Origin of the sequence: Comamonas koreensis, assembly GCF_021026195.1 — a bacterium.
In the GTDB taxonomy this organism is placed as follows: domain Bacteria; phylum Pseudomonadota; class Gammaproteobacteria; order Burkholderiales; family Burkholderiaceae_C; genus Comamonas; species Comamonas koreensis.
In genome coordinates, this window is record NZ_JAJNCT010000010.1 from 367186 (window position 1) to 389757 (window position 22572).

A 22572-nucleotide genomic window follows, 5' to 3' on the forward strand; every position below is an offset into this window, starting at 1 on the left:
ATCTCGTCGTACACTGCGACCATCACGCCCGGCCGGGTGTCAAGTGGGAATGGAGCACCCTGAGGCTCAACATCCCCCACCTGCAACACACCATGGCTCACGCAGCATCAGCAGGCAACAAGGCACCGCTGAGGGCTTTTTTAAGGGCATATGGAAGAGTCAGCGCGTGAACAGCGCGCTGCAGAGATATGGTGCGCGAAAGCCGGCCATTGTCTCACTCCTGACATCATTTGGGTAGCCCCACAATTGGCTTGTAGGTCAATTTGTGCAGGGGTTTGCAAATGACTGCATTTGCGCTAGGCGTTTACCCGAGGCGCATCTCCAAAGCAAAATCAATGGCTTAGCGCATAAAGCTGCGGCTCAGCCAGCGCATCAACCCGTCAAAGCGCCTGCCATAGGGCGGATACAGCCATTTCGCGGCCGACCAGGTACCTTGACGCAGCACAGGCTTGGCATGAGAAAAGCGCATGAATCCATGGTAGCCATGCAGCGCACCCCAGCCACTCTTGCCCCAGCCGCCAAAGGGCAGACTGCCATGGGCAAACTGCAGCAGGCAGTCATTCATGCACATGCCGGCCGCCCGCACGCGCTGGGCCACATCCCGGCCCTGGCGGCGGTCCTGGCCAAACCAGTACAGCGCCAGCGGTATCTCGCCCTGGTTGATGGCTGCAATCGCCTCCTCGCGGTCGTCGTACTGCAGCACCGGCAGCACCGGTCCAAAGATCTCCTCCTGCATCAGCTGCATCTGCGCGCTCACGCCCAGCACCAAGGCCGGCGCCAACTGGCGGCTGATGCCATCGCCGATGCGGCTTTGGGAGACCTCCGCCCCACCGCTTTGCAGTCGAATCACCTGGGCACCCGCCTGCTCCGCCTGGGCCAGCATGCCCAGCACCCGGCTGGCATGGGCTGCATGGATGACAGAGGTGTAATCGGGATTGCCTTGCTGCTGCGGGTACATGTGCTGCACCGCCTGGGCATAGGCTTCAACAAAAGCGGCAGCGCTGCCGCGCGGCAGCAGGACATAATCCGGGGCGATGCAGGTCTGGCCGGCATTGAGCAGCTTGGCGTGGGCAATCTTGCGCGCCGCATCCTGGATATCGCAGCTTTGCTCCAGCAGGCAGGGCGATTTGCCGCCCAACTCCAAGGTCGTGGGCACCAGCTGGTTGGCGGCGGCCAGCGCCACCTTGCGGCCGGTGGCGGCCGAGCCGGTGAAAAGCAGGTGATCCAGCGGCAGGGAGGCCAGCTCGGCCGAGGCCCCGGCATCCCCCGCGAGCAAGCCCACCTCGTCGTCGGCGAAGTAACTGGGCACCAGCTCGGCGAGCAAGTGCATGGTCTCGGGGGTGTATTCGCTGGGCTTGATGATCACGCGGTTGCCGGCGGCCAGCGCGCTGACCAATGGGCCCAAGGACAGCAGCAAGGGGTAGTTCCAGGGGGCAATCACCCCGACCACGCCCAACGGCATGGCCTGCACCCAGGCGCGCGCAGGCCAAAAATGCCAAGGCGTGGCCTCGGGCCGGGGCGCTGCCCAGCGCCGCAGGGCACCTAGCGCCTGGCGCAGTTGGCTGTGCAGCGGCAGCAGCTCCGTCAAGGTCGTCACCCGGGCCGAGCGCTGGCCAAAATCGGCCTGCACGCTGGCGCACAGCCGCGCTTCGTTATCCTGCAGCAGCTTTTGCAGGCGCAGCAAGCGCTCGCGCCGCAGCAGCAACGGCGTATCGGCCTGCGCGCGGCTGGCCGCGCGCATGGCCTCAAAACGGCTGTGCAACTCGCTCACATCCATAGCTTGGCCCCATAAAAAAACCCGGTCTGCATCAGGCACAACCGGGCTTTGCACACCAGCAGGCCGCAGCCTGCATCAGGTCAGTCAGTGTTGTGAACGGATTTCACGAGGCTCCACATCCGTCACATCGATCACGGAAGCGCGCATGCCCGATGGGCTGGCTGCCGACTCGGAAGCGCGTGCGCCCTTGTTGGCCGACCAGCGCGCCGTGCTGCGATAGACCGTGGTCCAGCCCGATGCGGGGTTCATCTTGAACGCGAAAGGCACCACGGGTTTGCCGGTGACTTTGGCCCACAGCAGGCGCACAGCCCAGAGCATGGCAGCGATTGCGGCCACGACCATCAGACTGACAAAAAACACCAGACCAGCCAGCACCATCGCAATTCGCAAAGTCCAGCTCACCACAGTTGCCAACAACTCGTTCAACGCACTTCCTTTCATCGCTGTATGACAGCGCTTGTTACCCATGTTATGCCGTTGCCGGGCTTTTTCAAGCCCCTGTCACTGTCAACAAGCATATCGCAGCGTAAAGATGAAGGGCCATGCATGGTTTTGCATGGCCCTTCGCTCAGTGCATTACTGCACTTCCGCCTTGCCAAAATGGAACTCGCCCGGTGCCTGCACCGGATCCACCGTCACCGGAATATTGCTCTTGGGCGGGTAAACGCCTTCGAGCAGTAAACGCGACAGCGGGTTCTCGATGCGCTGCTGGATCGCCCGCTTCAGCGGCCGGGCACCAAACACCGGATCAAAGCCCACCTTGGCCAACTCGGCCATCGCCGCATCGGAGACCTGCAGATGCAGATCCATCTTCGCCAAGCGGTTTTCGAGTTGCTTCAGCTGGATGCGTGCAATCGACTCGATGTGCTGGGCGTCGAGGCCATGGAACACCACGGTTTCATCGATGCGGTTGAGGAATTCGGGACGGAAATGGTTTTTCAGTTCCCCCCAGACCGCGTCTTTTACATCCTCATACGATTCGCCCACCATCGCCTGGATCAGCTGCGAGCCAATATTGCTGGTCATCACGATCACGGTGTTCTTGAAGTCCACCGTGCGGCCCTGGCCATCGGTCAGGCGGCCGTCGTCCAGCACCTGCAGCAGGATATTGAACACATCGGGGTGGGCCTTTTCCACCTCGTCGAGCAAGATCACGCTATAGGGCTTGCGGCGCACGGCCTCAGTCAGGTAACCGCCTTCGTCATAGCCGACATAACCCGGAGGCGCACCAATGAGGCGCGAGACCGAATGCTTCTCCATGAACTCGCTCATGTCGATGCGGATCAGGTGGTCTTCGCTGTCAAACAGGAAGCCCGCCAGCGCCTTGCACAGCTCGGTCTTGCCCACGCCGGTCGGGCCCAGGAACAGGAAGGAGCCGGTTGGCCGGTTCGGATCGGACAGGCCAGAGCGCGAGCGGCGGATGGCGTTGGACACCGCAGAAATCGCCTCGTCCTGGCCCACCACGCGTTCGTGGAGCTTGTCTTCCATGCGCAAGAGCTTGTCACGCTCGCCCTGCATCATCTTGGACACAGGAATCCCCGTGGCGCGGCTGACCACTTCGGCAATCTCTTCGGCACCCACCTGCGTGCGCAGCAGCTTGTGGCCCTTGTCCTTGGCGCCTTCGGTTTTCTCGTCGGCCTGCACTTCGGCCAGCTGCTTTTCCAGCGCGGGCAGCTTGCCGTACTGCAGCTCGGCGACCTTGTTGAAGTCACCGCTGCGGGTGGCTTCCTGGATCTGGAAGCGCACCTGGTCCAGCTCCTTGCGCAGCTGCTCCGAGCCCATCGCGTCGGCCTTCTCGGCTTTCCAGATCTCTTCCATGTCGGCGTATTCGCGCTCGATCTTGGACAGGTCCTCTTCGATCAGCGACAGGCGCTTTTGCGAGGCCTCGTCCTTTTCCTTCTTCATCGCCTCACGCTCGATCTTGAGCTGGATCATGCGGCGCTCAAGCTTGTCCATGACCTCGGGCTTGGAGTCGATCTCGATCTTGATCTTGGCCGCTGCCTCGTCGATCAGGTCGATCGCCTTGTCGGGCAGGAAGCGGTCGGTGATATAGCGCGCAGACAGCTCGGCCGCTGCCACGATGGCCGGATCGGTAATGTCCACGCCATGGTGGGCTTCGTACTTTTCCTGCAGGCCGCGCAGGATGGCGATGGTGTCTTCCACCGAAGGCTCATTGACCAGCACCTTCTGGAAGCGCCGCTCCAGCGCCGCATCCTTTTCGATGTACTTGCGGTACTCGTCCAAGGTGGTCGCGCCAATGCAGTGCAACTCGCCGCGCGACAGCGCAGGCTTGAGCATATTGCCCGCATCCATGGCGCCATCGGCCTTGCCCGCGCCGACCATGGTGTGGATTTCGTCGATGAAGAGAATCACCCGGCCCTCTTCCTGCGCGACTTCCTTGAGCACGGATTTGAGGCGCTCTTCAAAATCACCACGGTACTTGGCGCCGGCCAGCAGGCCCGCCATGTCCAGCACCAGCACCTTCTTGTCGCGCAAGGTGTCCGGCACTTCGCCGGCGACAATGCGCTGGGCCAGGCCTTCGACGATGGCCGTCTTGCCCACGCCGGGCTCACCGATCAGCACGGGGTTGTTCTTGCTGCGGCGCTGCAGCACCTGGATGGTGCGGCGGATTTCGTCATCGCGGCCAATGACCGGATCGAGCTTGCCCAGCTTGGCGCGTTCGGTCAGGTCCAGCGTGTATTTCTTCAAGGCTTCGCGCTGGCTTTCGCCATCGGCGCTGTCCATAGCTTGACCGCCGCGCACGGCGTCAATCGCTGCTTCCAGCGCCTTGCGGCTCAGGCCGCCTTCCTTGACGATGCGGCCCGCCTCACCCTTGTCATCGGTGAGCGCCAGCAAGAACAGCTCGCTGGCATAGAACTGGTCGCCACGCTTGATGGCCTCCTTCTCGGTGGCCTGCAGCATGCGCTGAAGATCGGGGCCCACCGTCACCTGGTCCTGGCCTTGCACCTGCGGCAGGCGCTTGATCGCGTTTTCTGCCGCCGTGCTCATCGCCGTGGCATTGGCGCCTGCGCGCGCCAGCAGCGATTTGGGGCCATCGGGCTGGCGCAGCATGGCCGCCAGCACATGGACCGGTTCAATATAGGCATTGTCATTGCCCAGGGCCAACGATTGGGCGTCGGCCAGCGCTTCTTGAAATTTGGTTGTCAGTTTGTCGATTCGCATGAATGTTCCCCACTCAACAATTGTTACTGGGGAATATTTTGCGCTGTACCTCGAATTTTCAAGAACCTCGCTGCACATATAGGCCTTGTCAGTGCACATCGCCAAACGCTGTGCGCTATATCCTACGGCCTGTGGGCCCGTGCAAAAACGGCCTGTTCCCCGCATCCATTGCAGCAGCCATGCGCTGGCCACAGCTTGCGCCCGGTCAAGCTTGGTGTAAACAGGCGGGGCGCAGTCAGCGCTTGGGCAGACCCCAGCGCGCCATCGCCGCTTCGTCGCTGACGCGGGCATCGACCCAGCGTGCGCCTTCCGGCGTGTCTTCCTTCTTCCAGAACGGCGCCTCGGTCTTGAGGTAGTCCATCAAGAACTCGCAGGCCTGGAAGCTCTCTCCCCGGTGCGCCGAGGAGACGGCGACCAGCACAATCTGGTCGCCAGGCGCCAGCAGCCCCACGCGGTGGATGATGCGGGCGCCAAAGATGTCAAAGCGCTGGCTGGCGGCCTCGACCATATGGGCAATCGATTTTTCCGTCATGCCGGGGTAGTGCTCCAGCTCCATGGTCGCCACCTGGCTGCCCGCATTGCGGTCGCGCACGGTGCCGACAAAGCTGCAGACCGCGCCAATGCGGCCATCGGCGGCGCGCAGCAGGCGCAACTCCTCGCTTACATCAAAGTCAGCGGTTTGTACGGCGATATGGGTGTGCAGCATGGGCGGGGCTCGGCAAAAAGGCAGCAAAACCCAAGCCTAGCATGCCCGCCGGGCCCGGCTGCAAACCATGGCGGGCCACCCCAGCTTCGCGATTGCGGCACACTGGTGGCCCTCTGCAAGCTTTGGGCTGCTGGAATGCCCGCATTCCGCCGCCTGCCCGCGCGCTAGCAAGACCTGTTTTCTCTTTGGATGCTTTCCATGCCCAGTCAGACCCTGAATGCCCACGGCTTCCTGCTCTACCCCAATCCGCGCAACCAGCACCGGATTGTGTTCGAGTACCACGTGTTCGTGCCCTACCCCTACGCGATCATCGACATCCCGGCGATGGACCTGGTCGGCAAGACCAGCGTCTACGCCGCCTGCCGCGAGAGCGACAAGAAAATGGGCCAGGTGGTGACCTTTGAGCTGGAAGAAGATGTGGCCCGCTTCGAAAAGCGCTTTACGCCCTGAACACGCCAATCACCTGACGGACTCCCATGCAAGACGGCAGCCAGATCTTTGTCCCTGATTCCTTCATCGCCCTCTTCCAGGGCCGCAACCAGCGCCTGCGCCAGCCGCTCAATGAGATCGCCCAGCGCTATGAGCTCTGCGAAGACTTGGCGCAGATGCTGGTCGAGCAGGCGCAGATCCTCTACCACCAAAGCGCGCCCTCCGAGAGCGCCATCCTGCAGACCATCTACAGCGGTCTGCAAACGCCAGACGCCGGCATCAGCGCCGAGGAAGCCCGCTGGGTGGTACTGCGCCTGTCCGAACTGCTGGAATGGAAAGCGCCCGAGTTGCTGCTGCCCAGCCCCGCAGAAGATGGCGCTGCTTAAGAGCGCTTAACCGCCCGTCACCGGCGGAAAAAACGCCACCTCGGCACCCGCTTCCAGCACCGCGCTGTCATCGCTGAGCACCTGGTTGACGGCGGTGCGCACCGCGCGCCCCCGGGCCAGGCAGCTGGCATAGGGCTCGCCCCGTGCCAGCAGGGCCTCGCGCAGCTCGGCGACAGTGTCGGCATCGGTGGCAAAGGACTCGCTGCCGCTGCCAATGGCCTCGCGGATGGCGGCGAAATAGCGCAGTTGTACGGTCTTCATGGTCATGGTGTTCTCCCCTCGTTGGCAGCCCAGGCTCAACCCAGCAGCTGGGCAAAGGGCACAAAGCGCACGGTGTCACCCCGCGCAATCGACTGGCCGGGTGGGTTGTCGACCAGGCCATCAGCCCAGACTGCCGAGGTCAGCACGCCCGAGCCCTGGTTGGCAAAACGCTCCAGTCCGCCTTGCGCATTGAGGCGCACCCGCAAAAACTCGCGGCGCTTGTCGGCACGCGGCCAGTCGAAATCGGCACGCATATCGATCGCCTGCGGCGCCAGCGCCTGCACGCCTTGCAGGCGCAGCAGAAAAGGCCGCACCAGGAGCGCAAAGGTCACAAAGCTGGAGACCGGGTTGCCCGGCAGGCCGATGAAATGGGCCTGGCCCACCCGGCCATAGGCAAAGGGCTTGCCCGGCTTGACCGCAATCGCCCAGAGATCGAGGCTGCCCAAGGCCTGCACGGCCGGCTTGATATGGTCTTCCTCGCCCACCGACACACCACCACTGGTCAGCACCAGGTCGCTGTGCTGCGCGGCGGCCTGCAGCGCGGCCACGGTGGCCTCGTAGCTGTCGGGCACGATGCCCAGATCACGCACCTCGCAGCCCAGGCGCTGCAGCATGGCGCGCAAGAAGAAGCGGTTGCTGTTGTAGATGCTGCCGGCGGGCAAGTCCTGGGGCGCCACATCGCCGGGCATGACCAGCTCGTCACCGGTAGAGAACAAGGCCATGCGCGGGCGGCGCGCCAGTTGCAAGCGTGCACAGCCCATGCTGGCAGCCAGGCCCAGCTCGGCAGGGCCCAGGCGCGTGCCGGCGGTCAGCACCGTGCTGCCCAGCTGCATGTCTTCGCCACTTTTACGGATGTTCTGCCCTGCCTTGACCGCCGCATTGATCTGCACCCGGCCATCGTCCAGCAGGCTGCATTCTTCCTGCATCACCACGGCATCGGCGCCCGCTGGCACGGCTGCTCCGGTAAAGATGCGGGCGGCGGTGCCGGCAGCCAGCGGCTCGCCGATGCTGCCCGCTGCAATGCGCTGGCTCACCGGCAGGGCCAGCTCGGGCCCGCTCAGGTCGGCCGCGCGCAGCGCATAGCCGTCCATCGCGCTGTTGTCGAAAGGCGGCACCTGCAAGGCAGCGACCAGGTCCTGCGCCAGCACGCGGCCATCGGCATCAAAGGTGTCCAGCAGCTCATGGCCTTCCAGCGGCTGGGCATAGGCCAGCAGCTCGGCCAGGGCGGCATCGAGTGATTTCAGAGGGGGACGGGGCTGGCTGTTCATTCAATCATTCCTTGGGTTGTCGGCCGCCTCCAGGCGGGCCGAACATCGATACAGCCCGCTCAGCCGGCGGTATCGATCGCAAATACACAGGGCGGGGTATAGGCAAAGCGGGCGCTGTGCGCCAGCAGCCACTGCGCCACGTCGGCAGGGATATCGCGGGACAGCTGTGGCAAGGCCGTGGCGGGCAGCAACTGGCGGGCGGGCGACAGCACCACCGCCTGCACGGCCGCATCCTGCGGATAGAGCGGCGCCTTGCCGTTGGCCTCTGGCGCATTGGCCAGCACCTCCAGCTTGGGCAGGTCGCAGTCCTTGAAGCCTTCCACCAGCACCCAGTCCACCTGGCTGTCGAGCTGGGCGATCAGCGCATGCACATCGGGCTCCTGCGTCTGGGGCAGCTCGCGCATCAGCACCACGCGCTGGTCGGAGGCAGCCAGCACCTCGTAGGCGCCGGCCTGGCGGTGGCGCCAGGTGTCCTTGCCGGGGGTGTCGATATCAAAGCGGTGGTGGGCATGCTTGATGACCGACACCTGCTGGCCCTGCGCGATCAGCACCGGGATGACCTGCTCGATCAAGGTCGTCTTGCCACTGCCGGAATAGCCTGCAAAACACACCACCTGCATACCCGCCTCCTTGATGAATCCACTGCCCGCCTCGGCATCCAGGCACGAGGCGATGGCGGCAGCTTAGCCGGTTCAGCGGCAGTGGTCCTTGATATAGGTCTTGACCTGGTCCACATCGGCAGGCATCACGACCACGCGCTTGGGCAGGGCTTCGATGCCATCAAACTTGGCGGGGCGCTCGGGCAGATGGCCCAGGGCCTCTTCGATGGTGGCGGCAAACTTGATCGGCAACGCAGTTTCCAGCACGATCATCGGCTCGGCACCCAGGTGCTCGCGCGCCACCTTCACGCCATCGGCGGTATGGGTGTCGATCATCTGGCCCAGGCGCTGGTAGGTGTCCTGGATGGTGGCCAGGCGGTCGGCATGGCTGCTCTTGCCGCTGACAAAGCCATAGCGGCCTGCTGCATCCTTGAAGGCCGGATCGGCCTGCAGGTCAAAACGGCCTTCTTGGGCCACGCCTTGCGAGAACAGCTGCTGCAGACGGGCGCCATCGCGGCCCACCAGGTCGAACACAAAGCGCTCGAAGTTGCTGGCCTTGGAGATGTCCATCGAAGGGCTGGAGGTCTCGAAGGTGTGGGCAGCGCCACGCACCTGGTAGACGCCGGTGCGGAAGAATTCGTCCAGCACATCGTTCTCGTTGGTGGCCACCACCAGCTTGGCAATCGGCAGGCCCATCTGGCGCGCCACATGGCCGGCGCAGACATTGCCAAAGTTGCCGCTCGGCACCGTGAAGCTCACCTTCTCGCTGTTCTTGCTGGTGGCCTGCAGGTAGCCGGCAAAGTAGTAGACCACCTGGGCCAGCAAGCGCGCCCAGTTGATGGAGTTGACGGTACCGATCTTGTACTGCGCCTTGAAGGCGTGGTCATTGCTGACCGCCTTGACGATGTCCTGGCAGTCGTCAAACACGCCTTCGATGGCGATGTTGTGGATGTTCTCGTCCTGCAGGCTGAACATCTGTGCCTGCTGGAAGGGGCTCATGCGGCCATGCGGGCTGGTCATGAACACGCGCACGCCCTTTTTGCCGCGCATCGCGTATTCCGCCGCGCTGCCGGTGTCACCACTGGTGGCACCCAAAATATTGAGCTCTTCGCCACGGCGCGCCAGTTCGTACTCGAACAGGTTGCCCAGCAGCTGCATGGCCATGTCCTTGAAGGCCAAGGTGGGGCCATTGGAGAGCGCCTCGATCATCAGCTGGCCTTCGAGCTGGCGCACTGGAACAATCGCCGCCGTGCCGAACACCGCTTCGGTATAGGTCTTGTTGCACAGCGCGCGCAGGTCCTCGGCCGGGATGTCGTCGATGTACAGCGACAGAATCTCGAACGCCAGCGCGGCATAGCCCTGGTTCTGGAGCGTCTCGCGCAGCGCCGTCAGCTTGGCATCGTCAATCTGCGGGTACTGCACCGGCATGTAAAGGCCGCCATCGGGCGCCAGGCCCTCGAGCAAAATGTCGCAAAAACGTTTTTGTTCGGCATGGCCGCGCGTGGAGAGATACAGCATGGAGGGTGCGAAATAAGTGGACACAGCCCGCTCACGGGCAAGGAGCAACTACCTATTATCCTGCAGTCGCCAGTACTGGCACAGCTTGCGCAGGAATGTGGGGCACAGCAGCTGGCAGCAGCGGCCAGGCTGCGATCCGCAAGGCAGCTGCTGGCATAAAAAAGCCCCGGACAAAGTCCGAGGCCTGGCAGGGTTGTGGAGCAGCCGTCAGGCCTGCTCACCCATGCGCGCCAGTTCCTGGCGGGCATAGTAGGCGCGCCACTGGTTCACCACCAGCTCGGCAAAGGCCTGGTTCTTCATCTTCTTGACGCCCTTGAGCATCACCACCACGCGCTGCTTTTTCTTCTGAAACTGCGCGCGGCGCTTGCCCACACCCATGGCGGGAGGCTGCACACCGGGCTCCAGCGCCATGATGACGGTGAGCATATGGTTGGCCTGGTTGAACTCGAAATCATCGATTGCCGACCAGGGCAGCAACTCCTGCGCGTTGAACAGGCGCACACCCGCAGGCTGCAGCACCATGGCCGGGCTCTGGCCATCGCGCCAGAACAGCCGCGCCACCCACAGGCAGACAAGACCACCGGCCAGCACACCCGCACCGACGGCCATATGCAGGCCCGCCATGAACAAGGCCACCGCCCCGCCAAAACAGGCCAGGGCCAGAAAGCCGAACAAGCCCATCATGAAGGCCGAGCGCTCATGGATCACGGTTTCGGGCGTGGCCAGCGCCGCGATCTCGCGCAGCTCCACCAGCTTGGCGCTGCGGTTGGCCGCGGCTGCGCTGCTGAGCTCGTTTTGCAAGGCGGCATTCAGATCGGCAACCGGGGCTGGCGCGACCGCCCCGGCCAGGGTGCGGCTGCTGGCGGCAGGAGCGCCCTGCTCCAGGCCAAACTCCTGCAGCAGCTGGCTGCCCTGGGCATCCATGGCGCGCGCCAGCAACTCGGGACTGACGGGCACACCCAGCGCAGCCAGGCGCTCGGCCAGCTCGGGGTGGGTATCGGTGGGGTGGGCCTGGCGCTTGTCCAGGTGCTCGCTCGGGTCAGTCATGCCCTTGGCGGCCACCAGCTGGCGCACATGGCCCAGCACCCCACCTTCGACGGTCTCGCCCCGGTCCCAGTTGGCCTGCAGGGCCTCATCCACATGCGGCGCCAGCGCGCTGATGCGCAGCAAGGACGAGGCGACGGCCTGCGGGCTCACCACCTGCGCGCCCACCGCATCGGCGGCCAGTTCGCGCTTGCGGCTCCAGTAGCGCACTGCTTCGTGGAAGCTGTCCAGAAACATCTCTCCGAACAAGGTGGCCGGGCGGCGCAGGATGTCCATCCAAGACTCCTCATGCCGCTCGCCGCCACTGATGGCCACCAGGTGGTGGATGGTGGCGCTGTAGATGGGCGAGAAGCGCTGGCTGTAGAGCGTGTCTTCGCCGATGAAGTGGCCCAGTTCGTGGCCGATCACGGCAGCGACTTCGCCGGCATTGAGAAAGGCCATGTAGGGCAAGGGCAGGTAGAGCACGCGGCCCTGGGGCAGCAAGGCGCCATTGGACAGCTGCACCGGGTGCTCGGTCACAAAAAAGCCTTCGTTCAGCCCCACCACCAGCGCATCGGGCATGCCCGCACCTGTCTTGGCGGCCACACCGTCCACAAAGGCCCAGAGCTCAGGCGCCTGCTGGCGGCTCACGGTCTGGCCCATCACCTCGATGGGCTCGTTCTCCAGCGGCTTGCGCGATGCCTTCCAGACATCGATCAGCACCTTGCAGCCCGAGTACAGCAGGAACAGCGCCAGGCCGCCGAGGATGAACATGAGCTTCATGTCGCCCTTGCTGTAGTTGCGGTGGCGCAGGATGGGCATCATCTCGTAGACCAGCAGCGGGATGGCCGCACCAAACAGCAGCAGCACCATGACCACCATGTAGGTGGGCAAGAGCTTGCGGCCCTTCTGGAAGGTGGCAAGCAGCTGCTCCCGCGACTGCATGGCCTTGGCACCCATGCCGCGCTGGTACACCACCCCCAGTGCCGACCAGAACAGCGCCAGCACGCTGAACGCGATGGTGCAGCCCGCCAGCACCGGCTGCAAGTTACGGGTGGTGACATTCAGGCCCTGGGTTTGCAGGTCCTTGATGGCCATCAGGTACTCGTTTTTGACCTTCCAGACCGGGTATTCCTTGCCCTGGCTGTCTCGAACCGTGGCACTGCGCCCGGGCTTTTCGGCCTCGATCGCTTCGAGCTGGCGCACCACCTGCTGGTACTCTGCGATTTGCGCGCTCACATCGGTCACCGGCGTATCCGCCCGCGACCATTGCCAGATGCCGATGGCCAGCATCAGCAGCGGAATCCCAAACAACACTCCCCAGCGCTTGGCCAGCGCCAGCCATTTTTTGTCGGTCTCCGACATCGTGCAACTCCCCGTCTTTGTTATCGATCAGCAGCGCCGCCGGGTCCAGCCCGGAGGCGCTGCCTTTGTGAGCGGCCATTATTTATAAAAATAATGAAGTAAACAAATACCGACAAGTAACAGAATGAAGCGGGCGCTATCGCGGCTATTGAGCACCTAAAAAAACCGCCGGGGCCGGAAGGGCCACAGGCGGTTCTTGAGGCGGCAGGTGCCCGATGTTGCGACACGGGGGTCGCAGCAGCTGTTTAGTTCAGCTCTTCCTTGCGGATGCGGGTGATCGGTGCCAGCACGGTGGGCAGGCCCTGGATTTCGGCCAGCGCCTTGTCCATATCGCCTTCGCGCGTTTCGTGCGTCAGGATGATCAGGTCGGTCTGGGTCGAACCCTCGCCACCGATTTCGTCCGCTTCGCGCTGCAGCACCGCGTCGATGCTGATACCGGCGCCAGCGAGCAGGCCGGTGACCTTGGCCAGCACGCCCGCCTCATCGGCCACGCGCATGCGCAGGTAGTAGCTGGTGGTGATGTCGGCCATCGGCAGCACCGGCAGTTCCTGGCCCGCTTCACGCAAGGTGCTGCTCTGGAAGGCCAGCGGCGGCACACGGTGGGCCACAGCGGCGCCTTCCAGGCGGGCGATGTCGACCAGGTCGGCAATCACGGCCGAGGCGGTCGGCTCGGAGCCTGCGCCCTTGCCGTAGTACAGGGTCGTGCCCACGGCATCGCCATGCACCACCACGGCATTCATCGCGCCTTCCACATTGGCGATCAGGCGCTTGGCGGGCACCAGCGAGGGGTGCACCCGCAGCTCAATGCCCTTGTCGGTGCGCTTGGTGATGCCCAGCAGCTTGATGCGGTAGCCCAGTTGCTCGGCGTAGCGGATATCGATGGACGACAGCTTGGTGATGCCCTCGACATAGGCCTTGTCGAACTGCACCGGCACGCCAAAGGCGATGGCGCTCATCAAGGTGGCCTTGTGGGCGGCGTCCACACCTTCAATGTCGAAGGTCGGGTCGGCTTCAGCATAGCCCAGGCGTTGTGCTTCTTTCAGCACCACGTCAAAGTCCAGACCCTTGTCACGCATCTCGGACAGGATGAAGTTGGTGGTGCCGTTGATGATGCCGGCAATCCACTGGATCTGGTTGGCGGTCAGGCCTTCGCGCAGCGCCTTGATGATCGGGATGCCACCGGCCACGGCCGCTTCGTAGGCCACCATCACGCCCTTGTCGGCAGCGGCCTTGAAGATCTCCGAGCCATGCACGGCGAGCAGGGCCTTATTGGCCGTCACCACATGCTTGCCGGCGGCAATCGCCTCCAGCACCAGGGTCTTGGCCACGCCGTAGCCGCCGATCAGCTCGATCACCACATCGATGTCGGGATTGGCGATCACTTCGCGGGCATCCTTGACCACGGCCACCTGGTCACCCACCACGGCGCGCGCACGGGTCTCGTCCAGATCGGCCACCATGGTCACTGCAATATCGCGGCCAGCGCGGCGGCGAATTTCGTCATGGTTACGTTGCAACACGTTGAAGACACCGCTACCGACGGTGCCGATGCCCAACAAGCCTACTTGGATCGGTTTCATAAAGTCTCTTGAATACGTTGAATAACCAACAAGGCGCCCTGCTGGACGCCTGTCGTTGTCAGATAGGAAAAGCGGCGACTCAGGCAGCGGATTTTTCTGCCTTGGTCTTGACCAGCTTGATATCGGCCTTATGGGCTTGTGCAAGCTGCTCGGTTCCGTGGCGAAGGCGGTACTTGGCCAGGAAGGCGGCCAGGCGGTTGATCGCTTCGCGCAGGTCCGCCTCATGGGGCAGGAACACAATGCGAAAGTGGTCAGGCCGTGGCCAGTTGAAGCCGGTGCCCTGGACCAGCATCACGCGGGTCTCCTTGAGCACCTGCAGGAAGAATTCCTGGTCGTCCTCGATCGGGTAGATCGCAGGGTCGAGCTTGGGGAACATGTAGAGCGCGCCTTGTGGCTTGACGCAGCTGACACCGGGGATCGCGTTGATCAGCTCCCAGGCCAGGTCGCGCTGCTTGCGCAGGCGGCCGCCTTCTTGCACCAGCTCGTCAATGCTCTGGTGGCCGCCCAGCGCGGTCTGCACCGCCCACTGGCCGGGCACATTGGCGCAGAGGCGCATGTTCGAGAGCATGTTCAGGCCCTCGATATAGTCGGCAGCACCGCTCTTGTCGCCGGAGATCACCATCCAGCCGGCGCGGTAGCCGCAGCTGCGGTAGGCCTTGGAGAGCGAATTGAAGGTGATCGTCAGCACATCCTGCGACAGCGAGGCCATCGGTGTGTGCTTGGCATCTTCGTACAGCACCTTGTCATAGACCTCATCGGCAAAGATGACCAGGCCGTGCTCACGCGCGATCTGCACGATGTCGCGCAGCAGTGCGTCGGAATACAGCGCGCCCGTGGGGTTGTTGGGGTTGATGACGACGATACCCTTGGTGCGGGGCGTGATCTTGGCGCGGATGTCGGCCAGGTTGGGCATCCAACCGTTTTCTTCGTCGCACATATAGTGCACCGGCGTGCCGCCCGACAGGCTGGTGGCAGCCGTCCACAGCGGGTAATCAGGGGCCGGCAGCAGCATTTCGTCGCCGGTGTCCAGCAGCGCATTGGTGGCCAGGCTGATCAGCTCGGAGGCGCCATTGCCCAGGTAGATATCGTCCAGACCCACGCCCTTGATGCCCAGGCGCTGGGTTTCGTGCATCACCGCCTTGCGCGCGGCAAAGATGCCCTTGCTGTCGGAGTAGCCTGCCGAGTTGGGCAGGTTGCGGATCATGTCCTGCTGCACCTCTTCAGGGGCATCGAAGCCGAACACCGCCAGGTTGCCGATGTTGAGCTTGGTGATCTTCTGTCCTTCGTCCTCCATCCGCTTCGCCGCGTCCATGATCGGCCCTCGAATGTCGTAACACACATTGGCCAGCTTGGCGGATTTTTGAATCGTCTTCATGACAGAAACCACTACCTCTGAAAACACGGGATTGCAGCCGGCTGGCGCCCACGCCAATACCTCGAACCCACAACCCAACTAGGTGAAAACTATAATTTGACCACAGATCCTTGCGTTGATCGCTCTGTAGTGGCTCCCTGTGCCCGTGGCACCGGGCCCCGCCCTGTCCTTGCCCCGTTTGCCGAAAGCCCGCGCCATGAAGTTCCAGCCCGATAAATCCGACACCTTGACCGTCACCGGCTATGGCCCGGGCTGGCTGGCGGTGGACAAGCAGACCTACTCGCACAGCCTGGTGGTCAGCTCCAACGGCAGCCTGCAGCCCTGGGACTGCGCCCGCTTCGAGGACCTGGGGCCAGCCCTTTTCGCCCAGCTGGCCGAGGCCGATGTCGAAACGATCATTTTCGGCAGTGGCAATCGGTTACGTTTTCCTTCGCCCGCCTGGCTGGCGCCACTGATTGCAAAACGTATCGGCTTCGAGACCATGGATACGCCCGCTGCGTGCCGTACCTACAACGTATTGGCGGGTGAAGGACGCAAGGTGTTACTGGCTGCCCTGGTAGAGGCTCCTGCGCTATAACCACAATCGATAGCCTGTGTTTATCAGTGGGGCTCGATAAATATTTCGATTCGGGTTAAAATACTCGCTTGCGGCCGCGGGCCTGAATAACAACTAGATGAATACTTTGATTCCTGCGGCCTTTTTGCGATTACTCCGGAGAAAATAGAGAGCTATGGCTGTTGTTGTCAACAAACCCTTGCCAGAATTTGATGCACAAGCGACGGGAGGCCTGAAGGTCTCCAATTCGTCGCATCAGGGGCAAATTCTGGTGCTGTACTTCTACCCCAAGGATAACACCCCCGGTTGTACCACCGAAGCCATGCAATTCCGCGACAAGTACGCGGATTTCGTCAAGGCCGGTGCAGCCGTCTTCGGCGTGTCGCGCGACAACATGAAGTCGCACGACGACTTCAAGGAAAAGCTTGAACTGCCCTTCGAGCTGATCGCTGATACCGAAGAAAAGCTGTGCCACATGTTCGGCGTCGTCAAGAACAAGATCATGTACGGCAAGAAGGTCAAGGGCATCGAGCGCTCGACCTTCCTGGTCGGCCCTGATGGCATCTTGGTGCAAGAATGGCGCGGCCTGAAGGTACTGGGCCACGTCGAAGAAGTGCTCAAGGCCGTCAAGTCGATGAAGGCTGCGCAAAAGAAGGCTGCCTAAACAGCTGCGCCAGGCGGCAACTGCGCGGCGGCGCGCCATCTGCGGATGCGCGCCGTTGCTGTTTCCGTCTTTCTGGGCCGATACGGCGATCCATGACTGCGATTGCTGGTTTCGGGGCGCCCAGAATGTGCATAATGGGCTCCATATGTATGTGAGTCCGGATTGTTCTGTCATTCCCCATGAAAAAGGCTGTCTTGCTTGCGAGATGGCCTTTTTTGCATCAGGGATGGCAGGCGTCTGGAGTGAGTTCGCCCATTTGGCGAGTGTTTAGATAAAGGCCCCGAGCTCCATGCCCTTGCCTCCCGCACCTACCCGCCGTGGCAGCCAGCTTTCCGCTGGTGACTTTTCCGCCAAGACCAACGCCAAATCCCGTGCATCCGCCGCCACTGCGCGCGATGAACAAGACGACGATGTTTTAGACCTGGACACCGCGCCTGTCGCCGTGGCTGCAAGCCCTGCGCCGCGCCGTGCAACAGCCGCTGCTGCGCCCAAGGCCAGCAGCCGCAGCAAGAAAGTGGCGGCCGCCCCTACCCCGGTGCAAGCCCCTGCGCCTGTGGCCGCAAGCGCCAAGGCGCCAGCAGCCGCCAAGCCTGCGCAACCGGCCCGCAGCCCGGCCGTGGCCGAAGCCAGCCCCGTAGTGGCCAGCAAGCCTGCCAAGGCCGCCAAGCCGCGCAGCGATAAGGCCAAGCTCTTTGTGCTGGACACGAATGTACTGCTGCACGACCCCAGCAGCCTGTTCCGCTTTGAAGAGCACGACATCTACCTGCCGATGATCGTGCTCGAAGAGCTCGACGGCCACAAGAAGGGCATGACCGAAGTGGCCCGTAACGGCCGCCAGGCCAGCCGCACGCTCGATGCGCTGGTCGCCAGCCAGGAGGCCCATCTGGCCCAGGGCATTCGCCTGGATGCCACCGGCCAGAAGGGTGCCAGCGGCTGCCTGTTCTTCCAGACCGAGCCGCTGCACTACCAGCTGCCCGAGAGCCTGCCCCAGGGCAAGGCCGACAACCAGATTCTGGGCGTGGTCGAGGCCCTGCGACAGCGCCACCCGGACCGCCCCGTGGTGCTGGTCTCTAAGGACATCAACATGCGCGTCAAGGCGCGTGCGCTGGGTCTGGAGGCAGAGGACTACCAAAACGACAAGACCCTGGAAGACGGCGACCTGCTCTACACCGGCATGCTGCAGCTGCCGCTGGATTTCTGGGCCAAGGTCGGCAAGAAAGTCGAGAGCTGGCAATCGGGCGCCTCGACCTGCTACCGCATCAGCGGCGCCATCACCCAGCAATTGCACATCAACCAGTTCGTCTACTACGAAGCCCCCGGCGAAAACAGCCTGTTTGCCCGCGTGATCGAGATCCGCGACAAGACCGCCGTGCTGGAGACCTTGAAGGACTACGGCCACCAGAAGAACAATGTGTGGGGCGTGACCACGCGCAACCGCGAGCAGAACTTCGCGATGAACCTGCTGATGGACCCGGACGTGGACTTTGTCACGCTGGCCGGTACGGCTGGCACCGGCAAGACCTTGATGGCCTTGGCCGCCGGTCTGAACCAGGTGCTGGACGAGCGCCGCTACACCGAGATCATCATGACCCGCGCTACCGTCAGCGTGGGCGAGGACATCGGCTTTCTGCCTGGTACCGAAGAAGAGAAGATGGGCCCCTGGATGGGCGCGCTGGACGACAACCTGGAGTTCCTGGCCAAGGGCGACGGCGGCAACCCGGGCGAATGGGGGCGCTCTGCCACCAATGACCTGATCCGCAGCCGCATCAAGATCAAGAGCATGAACTTCATGCGCGGCCGCACCTTCCTGAACAAGTACGTGATCATTGACGAGGCGCAGAACCTGACGCCCAAGCAGATGAAGACCCTGATCACCCGCGCCGGCCCCGGCACCAAGATCATCTGCATGGGCAACCTGGCCCAGATCGATACGCCTTACCTGACCGAAGGCTCCTCGGGCCTCACCTATGTGGTGGATCGCTTCAAGGGCTGGCCACACAGCGGCCACATCACCTTGGCACGCGGTGAGCGCTCGCGCCTGGCCGACTTTGCCAGTGATGTGCTGTAAACAGCGTTAGGTTGCGACGGGGGCTGCACAGCCTCCGCCAAACGCCCAAGACAAAGGCACCGAGTTTTTGCTCGGTGCCTTTTTTTGCGCCTTCAGCCGGGACTCAAACGCCGGTGCCTCGGATCTGGTCCAGGCTACGCGCCGGCGTAATCGCCTGCGGATCGAGCTTGCAGTGCAGGATCACCGGCAGCTGGTGCTGTTCCGCCCAGCTGCGCATGGCAGCCAGCGCAGGCGCAAAGTCTTCGGTCTTCTCGACCAGGGCCGCATTGCCGCCAAAGGCCTTGGCGTAGGCCACAAAGTCGGGGTTGCGCAGCTCGGTGGCGCTGACCCGGTTCGGATAGTCGCGCTCCTGGTGCATGCGGATGGTGCCGTACATGCCGTTGTCGATCAGCAGCACGATGACGGGCAGCTGGTACTGCACGGCGGTTGCAAACTCCTGGCCATGCATCAGAAAGTCGCCATCGCCGGCGATGCAGACGACGCTGCGCTGCTTGTCCAGGCGCTTGGCACCCACAGCGGCGGGCAGGCCATAGCCCATGCTGCCGCTGGTGGGGGCCAGCTGGCTGCCATAGTGCGTGAACGGCCAGAAGCGGTGCACCCAGGTGGCAAAGTTGCCAGCGCCATTGCACCAGACCGTGTCGGCAGGCAACACCTCGCGCACATGGGCCATCAACTGGCCCATCTGCAGTGCGCCGGGCACCTGGATCGGGGCGGGGTTGCTCCAGGCCAGGTAGTCGGCATGGGCCTGCTGCACCAGCGCCTGGCGCTCGGCGCGCGGCGCAGCAGCAGGCTGGCGGGCCAGGGCCGCGCAGAAGGAGTCGGGCGCCGCCACAATCGCCTGGTCGGCCTGGTAGACCCGGCCCAGCTCATCCGGATCCGGGTGCACATGGATGAGCCGCTGGCCGCTGCTGGCCGGGATGCCCAGCAGGCTGTAGCCCTGCGATGGCACCTCGGACATGCGCCCGCCCAGCAGCAGCACCAGATCGGCCTTCTTGACGCGTTCGATAAGCTTGGGATTGACGCCCAGACCCACATCGCCGGCATAGTTGCCATGGTGGGCGGGGAAGACCATCTGGCGGCGGAAGGAGCAGGCCACCGGCACCGCGTGGGCGGCCGCAAAGGCGGCGATATCCGCATGGGCCTGCGCACTCCAGCGCGAGCCGCCGGCAATGATGATGGGGTTTTGCGCAGCGGCCATTTGGGCCACGACGGTGGCCACATCGGCATCGGCGGCGTGCGCGGGCGCGGGCTGGTAGCGGCGGGCATCGGGCACGCTGACGGCATCGCGCAGCATGTCTTCAGGCAGCGCAATCACCACCGGGCCGGGGCGGCCGCTGGTGGCCACCGCAAAGGCGCGGGCAATGGTCTCGGGAATGCGCGCCGCATCATCGATCTCGGTGGCCCACTTGACCATGCTGCCAAACACGGCGCGGTAGTCCAGCTCCTGGAAGGCCTCGCGGCCACGTGCCGAGCGCTCGATCTGGCCGACGAAGAGGATCATCGGGGTCGAGTCCTGCATCGCGATGTGCAAGCCGGCCGAGGCATTGGTCGCACCAGGCCCCCGGGTCACCATGCAGATCCCGGGCTGGCCGGTCAGCTTGCCCTGGGCTTCGGCCATCATCGCGGCGCCACCCTCCTGGCGGCAGATCGTCGTTTCGATAGGCGCGTCATACAGTGCATCGAGCACGGCCAGAAAGCTCTCGCCCGGCACCGTGAAAATCTGCTGCACACCGTGGATCAGCAGCTGGTCCACCACCAGCTGGCCACCGGTGCGTGCTTGTTGCTTGTCTGCCATGTCTTGTCTCCTTTGTCTTGTCATCGATGCGCCAGAAGCGGGGGATTGGACCGCATCTGGCCTGGCTACACATTGCGCCAGCGCAGCAAACGGCTGCGCAGCGCCACAAAAAACGGCAGCATCGGATGCAACAAGGGCCGGCCTGCAACGGTGGCAGGCCAGCCCTTGGCGGATGCTGGCGTAGTGGGAGACAGGAGCACCAAGCCCCTGTCTGGGTGGGAGGCCGCACAGGGCACAGGCATATCAGTGGCCTGCGCTGGCAGCACACACCCGGCGGCGCAGCGGCCGCCCCGGTTGGGATGCCTGCCAGCCCGGGCAGCGGGCTGCATGCCCACGGCGCCAGCCTGCGGCTGCCCGCTCATCACACGTCAAAGCGTACGCCTTGCGCCAATGGCAGCGCGCCACTGTAGTTGATGGTGTTGGTGGCACGGCGCATATAGCCCTTCCAGGCGTCCGAGCCGGATTCGCGGCCACCGCCGGTTTCCTTCTCGCCACCGAAGGCGCCACCGATTTCCGCACCCGAGGTGCCGATATTGACGTTGGCAATGCCGCAGTCACTGCCGGCCGACGACATGAAGCGCTCCGCATCGCGCAGGTCGCTGGTGAAGATGGCGGAAGACAGGCCCTGTGGCACGGCGTTCTGCACGGCAATCGCATCGTCGGCGCTGCCTTCGTAGGTGACGATGTAGAGGATGGGCGCAAAGGTTTCGTGCTCCATCACCTTGGTCTGCGCAGGCATCTTCACCAACGCGGGGCGCACATAGTAGGCGTCCTGGCCCAGGTCTTCGCGCTCACGCTGGCCACCGATGACGGTGCCGCCCTCCTCCTTGGCCTGGGCCAGTGCGGCCTGCATGCCGTCGAACGAGGCCTTGTCGATCAGCGGACCTACGAGGGTGCCGTCGGTCAGCGGGTCACCCACGGTGACGCTGCCGTAGATCTTTTCCAGGCGAGCCACCAGCTGGTCGGCCACCGACTTGTGCACGATCAGGCGACGCAGAGTGGTGCAACGCTGGCCAGCGGTACCTACAGCGGCAAAGGTGATGGCGCGGGCGGCCAGCTCCAGATCGGCCGATGGCGTGACGATCATTGCGTTGTTGCCACCCAGCTCCAGGATGGAGCGGCCAAAACGCTCGGCGACCTTGACGCCGACCTGGCGGCCCATGCGGGTCGAACCTGTGGCGCTGACCACGGGCACCAGGGGGCTGTCCACCAGCACTTCACCCACTTCACGGGCGCCAATCAGCAGCTGGGCCAGGCCGGCCGGTACGGCACCGGGCTGCTCCTGGTTGAAGGCGGCAATGGTCTGCTCCAGCAGGTGCTGGCAGGCCACGGCGGTCAGCGGGGTCTTCTCGGAAGGCTTCCAGACCACCGAGTCACCGCAGACCAGCGCCAGCGCGCTGTTCCAGCACCAGACGGCCACCGGGAAGTTGAAGGCCGAGATGATGCCCACGACGCCCATCGGGTGCCAGGTTTCCATCATGCGGTGGCCGGGGCGCTCGCTGGCAATCGTCAGGCCATGGAGCTGGCGCGACAGGCCAACGGCAAAGTCGCAGATATCGATCATTTCCTGGACTTCACCCAGGCCTTCGGAGGTGATCTTGCCCGCTTCGATCGACACCAGCGCGCCCAGCGCGGCCTTGTGCTGGCGCAGGGTCTGGCCAAAGCGGCGCACCAGCTCACCACGCACCGGTGCGGGCACGGTGCGCCACTGCAGGTAGGCCTGGTGGGCTGCCGCGATGGCGTCTTGCGCCTGCTGCGCGCTGTGGGCCTTCAAGACGGCCAGGGTGGCGCCATCGGCAGGCGAGCGGCTGGTGATGTCCTGCCCTGCCAATGGCTTCAAGTCGAGCGCAAGCGCCTTCAGGATATCGTTCAAACGTTGGGTGGATTGCGTCATCGCTCGTCTTTCCTATTCACTATCACAACAGAAACTGTCCGGCCCACTCGGCGGGCCCGGACCATGATGGGGGGCGCTGCCCTGCAGCTTAAGGCGCGGCAGGCACCGATGCAGGCACGGCACTT

18 protein-coding genes are annotated in these 22572 nt (G+C 63.8%); 5 read left to right on the forward strand and 13 right to left on the reverse strand.

Annotated elements, in window-relative coordinates; translation table 11 throughout:
- Nucleotides 1-340 precede the first annotated feature (340 nt).
- The 4 genes from LPW39_RS12075 to moaE form a co-directional block, all read right to left on the reverse strand.
- A complete protein-coding gene (locus tag LPW39_RS12075; RefSeq protein ID WP_330166613.1) occupies nt 341-1816 on the reverse strand; it encodes an aldehyde dehydrogenase family protein in 1476 nt (491 codons plus the stop codon).
- A 45-nt stretch (nt 1817-1861) separates the two neighbouring features.
- On the reverse strand, nt 1862-2203 hold the full coding sequence (locus LPW39_RS12080; RefSeq protein ID WP_230775051.1) for a hypothetical protein: 342 nt from the start codon (nt 2201-2203) through the stop codon (nt 1862-1864).
- Between the two features lie 150 nt (nt 2204-2353).
- Nucleotides 2354-4960 carry an ATP-dependent chaperone ClpB gene (gene clpB, locus LPW39_RS12085; RefSeq protein ID WP_230775052.1) on the reverse strand — a complete coding sequence of 869 codons (2607 nt, stop codon included), beginning with the start codon at nt 4958-4960 and terminating at the stop codon, nt 2354-2356.
- 235 nt (nt 4961-5195) lie between these two features.
- On the reverse strand, nt 5196-5666 hold the full coding sequence (gene moaE / locus LPW39_RS12090) for a molybdopterin synthase catalytic subunit MoaE (protein WP_230775053.1): 471 nt from the start codon (nt 5664-5666) through the stop codon (nt 5196-5198).
- 198 nt (nt 5667-5864) lie between these two features.
- Here moaE and LPW39_RS12095 point away from each other — a divergent pair, with 198 nt between their 5' ends.
- On the forward strand, nt 5865-6116 hold the full coding sequence (locus LPW39_RS12095) for a hypothetical protein (protein ID WP_230775055.1): 252 nt from the start codon (nt 5865-5867) through the stop codon (nt 6114-6116).
- A 26-nt stretch (nt 6117-6142) separates the two neighbouring features.
- A complete protein-coding gene (locus LPW39_RS12100) occupies nt 6143-6481 on the forward strand; it encodes a hypothetical protein (RefSeq protein WP_230775057.1) in 339 nt (112 codons plus the stop codon).
- Between the two features lie 6 nt (nt 6482-6487).
- On the opposite strand, the gene LPW39_RS12105 is transcribed toward LPW39_RS12100, so the two are convergent.
- The 7 genes from LPW39_RS12105 to LPW39_RS12135 all read right to left on the reverse strand — a co-directional run bounded on the left by LPW39_RS12105 (nt 6488) and on the right by LPW39_RS12135 (nt 15470).
- A complete protein-coding gene (locus LPW39_RS12105; protein ID WP_407928832.1) occupies nt 6488-6748 on the reverse strand; it encodes a MoaD/ThiS family protein in 261 nt (86 codons plus the stop codon).
- 29 nt (nt 6749-6777) lie between these two features.
- Nucleotides 6778-8010: a molybdopterin molybdotransferase MoeA gene (locus LPW39_RS12110; RefSeq protein ID WP_230775059.1), complete on the reverse strand. Its 1233-nt coding sequence runs from the start codon at nt 8008-8010 to the stop codon at nt 6778-6780.
- A 59-nt stretch (nt 8011-8069) separates the two neighbouring features.
- On the reverse strand, nt 8070-8630 hold the full coding sequence (mobB, locus tag LPW39_RS12115) for a molybdopterin-guanine dinucleotide biosynthesis protein B (RefSeq protein ID WP_230775061.1): 561 nt from the start codon (nt 8628-8630) through the stop codon (nt 8070-8072).
- A 72-nt stretch (nt 8631-8702) separates the two neighbouring features.
- A complete protein-coding gene (gene thrC / locus LPW39_RS12120) occupies nt 8703-10127 on the reverse strand; it encodes a threonine synthase (RefSeq protein ID WP_230775063.1) in 1425 nt (474 codons plus the stop codon).
- Nucleotides 10128-10334: 207 nt separating this feature from the next.
- On the reverse strand, nt 10335-12515 hold the full coding sequence (locus tag LPW39_RS12125) for a M48 family metallopeptidase (RefSeq protein WP_230775073.1): 2181 nt from the start codon (nt 12513-12515) through the stop codon (nt 10335-10337).
- A gap of 245 nt (nt 12516-12760) precedes the next feature.
- Nucleotides 12761-14095, reverse strand: coding sequence for a homoserine dehydrogenase (locus LPW39_RS12130; protein WP_230775075.1), 1335 nt, complete (start codon nt 14093-14095; stop codon nt 12761-12763).
- A gap of 79 nt (nt 14096-14174) precedes the next feature.
- Nucleotides 14175-15470 carry a pyridoxal phosphate-dependent aminotransferase gene (locus LPW39_RS12135; protein ID WP_230775077.1) on the reverse strand — a complete coding sequence of 432 codons (1296 nt, stop codon included), beginning with the start codon at nt 15468-15470 and terminating at the stop codon, nt 14175-14177.
- A 196-nt stretch (nt 15471-15666) separates the two neighbouring features.
- Here LPW39_RS12135 and LPW39_RS12140 point away from each other — a divergent pair, with 196 nt between their 5' ends.
- From LPW39_RS12140 to LPW39_RS12150, 3 genes are all read left to right on the forward strand, one after another.
- Nucleotides 15667-16047 carry an Mth938-like domain-containing protein gene (locus LPW39_RS12140; protein WP_230775079.1) on the forward strand — a complete coding sequence of 127 codons (381 nt, stop codon included), beginning with the start codon at nt 15667-15669 and terminating at the stop codon, nt 16045-16047.
- 154 nt (nt 16048-16201) lie between these two features.
- Nucleotides 16202-16690, forward strand: coding sequence for a peroxiredoxin (locus LPW39_RS12145; RefSeq protein WP_133855429.1), 489 nt, complete (start codon nt 16202-16204; stop codon nt 16688-16690).
- Nucleotides 16691-16979: 289 nt separating this feature from the next.
- Nucleotides 16980-18758, forward strand: coding sequence for a PhoH family protein (locus LPW39_RS12150; protein WP_230775081.1), 1779 nt, complete (start codon nt 16980-16982; stop codon nt 18756-18758).
- Nucleotides 18759-18861: 103 nt separating this feature from the next.
- On the opposite strand, the gene LPW39_RS12155 is transcribed toward LPW39_RS12150, so the two are convergent.
- Both LPW39_RS12155 and amaB read right to left on the reverse strand, forming a co-directional pair.
- Nucleotides 18862-20553 carry a thiamine pyrophosphate-binding protein gene (locus LPW39_RS12155; protein WP_230775083.1) on the reverse strand — a complete coding sequence of 564 codons (1692 nt, stop codon included), beginning with the start codon at nt 20551-20553 and terminating at the stop codon, nt 18862-18864.
- A 361-nt stretch (nt 20554-20914) separates the two neighbouring features.
- Nucleotides 20915-22447, reverse strand: coding sequence for an L-piperidine-6-carboxylate dehydrogenase (amaB, locus tag LPW39_RS12160; RefSeq protein WP_230775085.1), 1533 nt, complete (start codon nt 22445-22447; stop codon nt 20915-20917).
- Nucleotides 22448-22572: the final 125 nt, after the last annotated feature.

Excerpts from the sequence above, each read along its gene's own strand:
- thrC (WP_230775063.1), bottom strand. The coding sequence starts at position 10,127 with ATGCTGTATCTCTCCACGCGCGGCCATGCCGAACAAAAACGTTTTTGC.
- clpB (WP_230775052.1), bottom strand. The coding sequence starts at position 4,960 with ATGCGAATCGACAAACTGACAACCAAATTTCAAGAAGCGCTGGCCGAC.
- amaB (WP_230775085.1), bottom strand. The coding sequence starts at position 22,447 with ATGACGCAATCCACCCAACGTTTGAACGATATCCTGAAGGCGCTTGCG.
- LPW39_RS12125 (WP_230775073.1), bottom strand. The coding sequence starts at position 12,515 with ATGTCGGAGACCGACAAAAAATGGCTGGCGCTGGCCAAGCGCTGGGGA.
- LPW39_RS12095 (WP_230775055.1), top strand. The coding sequence starts at position 5,865 with ATGCCCAGTCAGACCCTGAATGCCCACGGCTTCCTGCTCTACCCCAAT.
- LPW39_RS12150 (WP_230775081.1), top strand. The coding sequence starts at position 16,980 with ATGCCCTTGCCTCCCGCACCTACCCGCCGTGGCAGCCAGCTTTCCGCT.
- mobB (WP_230775061.1), bottom strand. The coding sequence starts at position 8,630 with ATGCAGGTGGTGTGTTTTGCAGGCTATTCCGGCAGTGGCAAGACGACC.
- LPW39_RS12140 (WP_230775079.1), top strand. The coding sequence starts at position 15,667 with ATGAAGTTCCAGCCCGATAAATCCGACACCTTGACCGTCACCGGCTAT.
- moaE (WP_230775053.1), bottom strand. The coding sequence starts at position 5,666 with ATGCTGCACACCCATATCGCCGTACAAACCGCTGACTTTGATGTAAGC.
- LPW39_RS12145 (WP_133855429.1), top strand. The coding sequence starts at position 16,202 with ATGGCTGTTGTTGTCAACAAACCCTTGCCAGAATTTGATGCACAAGCG.
- LPW39_RS12155 (WP_230775083.1), bottom strand. The coding sequence starts at position 20,553 with ATGGCAGACAAGCAACAAGCACGCACCGGTGGCCAGCTGGTGGTGGAC.
- LPW39_RS12130 (WP_230775075.1), bottom strand. The coding sequence starts at position 14,095 with ATGAAACCGATCCAAGTAGGCTTGTTGGGCATCGGCACCGTCGGTAGC.
- LPW39_RS12105 (WP_407928832.1), bottom strand. The coding sequence starts at position 6,748 with ATGACCATGAAGACCGTACAACTGCGCTATTTCGCCGCCATCCGCGAG.
- LPW39_RS12100 (WP_230775057.1), top strand. The coding sequence starts at position 6,143 with ATGCAAGACGGCAGCCAGATCTTTGTCCCTGATTCCTTCATCGCCCTC.
- LPW39_RS12135 (WP_230775077.1), bottom strand. The coding sequence starts at position 15,470 with ATGAAGACGATTCAAAAATCCGCCAAGCTGGCCAATGTGTGTTACGAC.
- LPW39_RS12110 (WP_230775059.1), bottom strand. The coding sequence starts at position 8,010 with ATGAACAGCCAGCCCCGTCCCCCTCTGAAATCACTCGATGCCGCCCTG.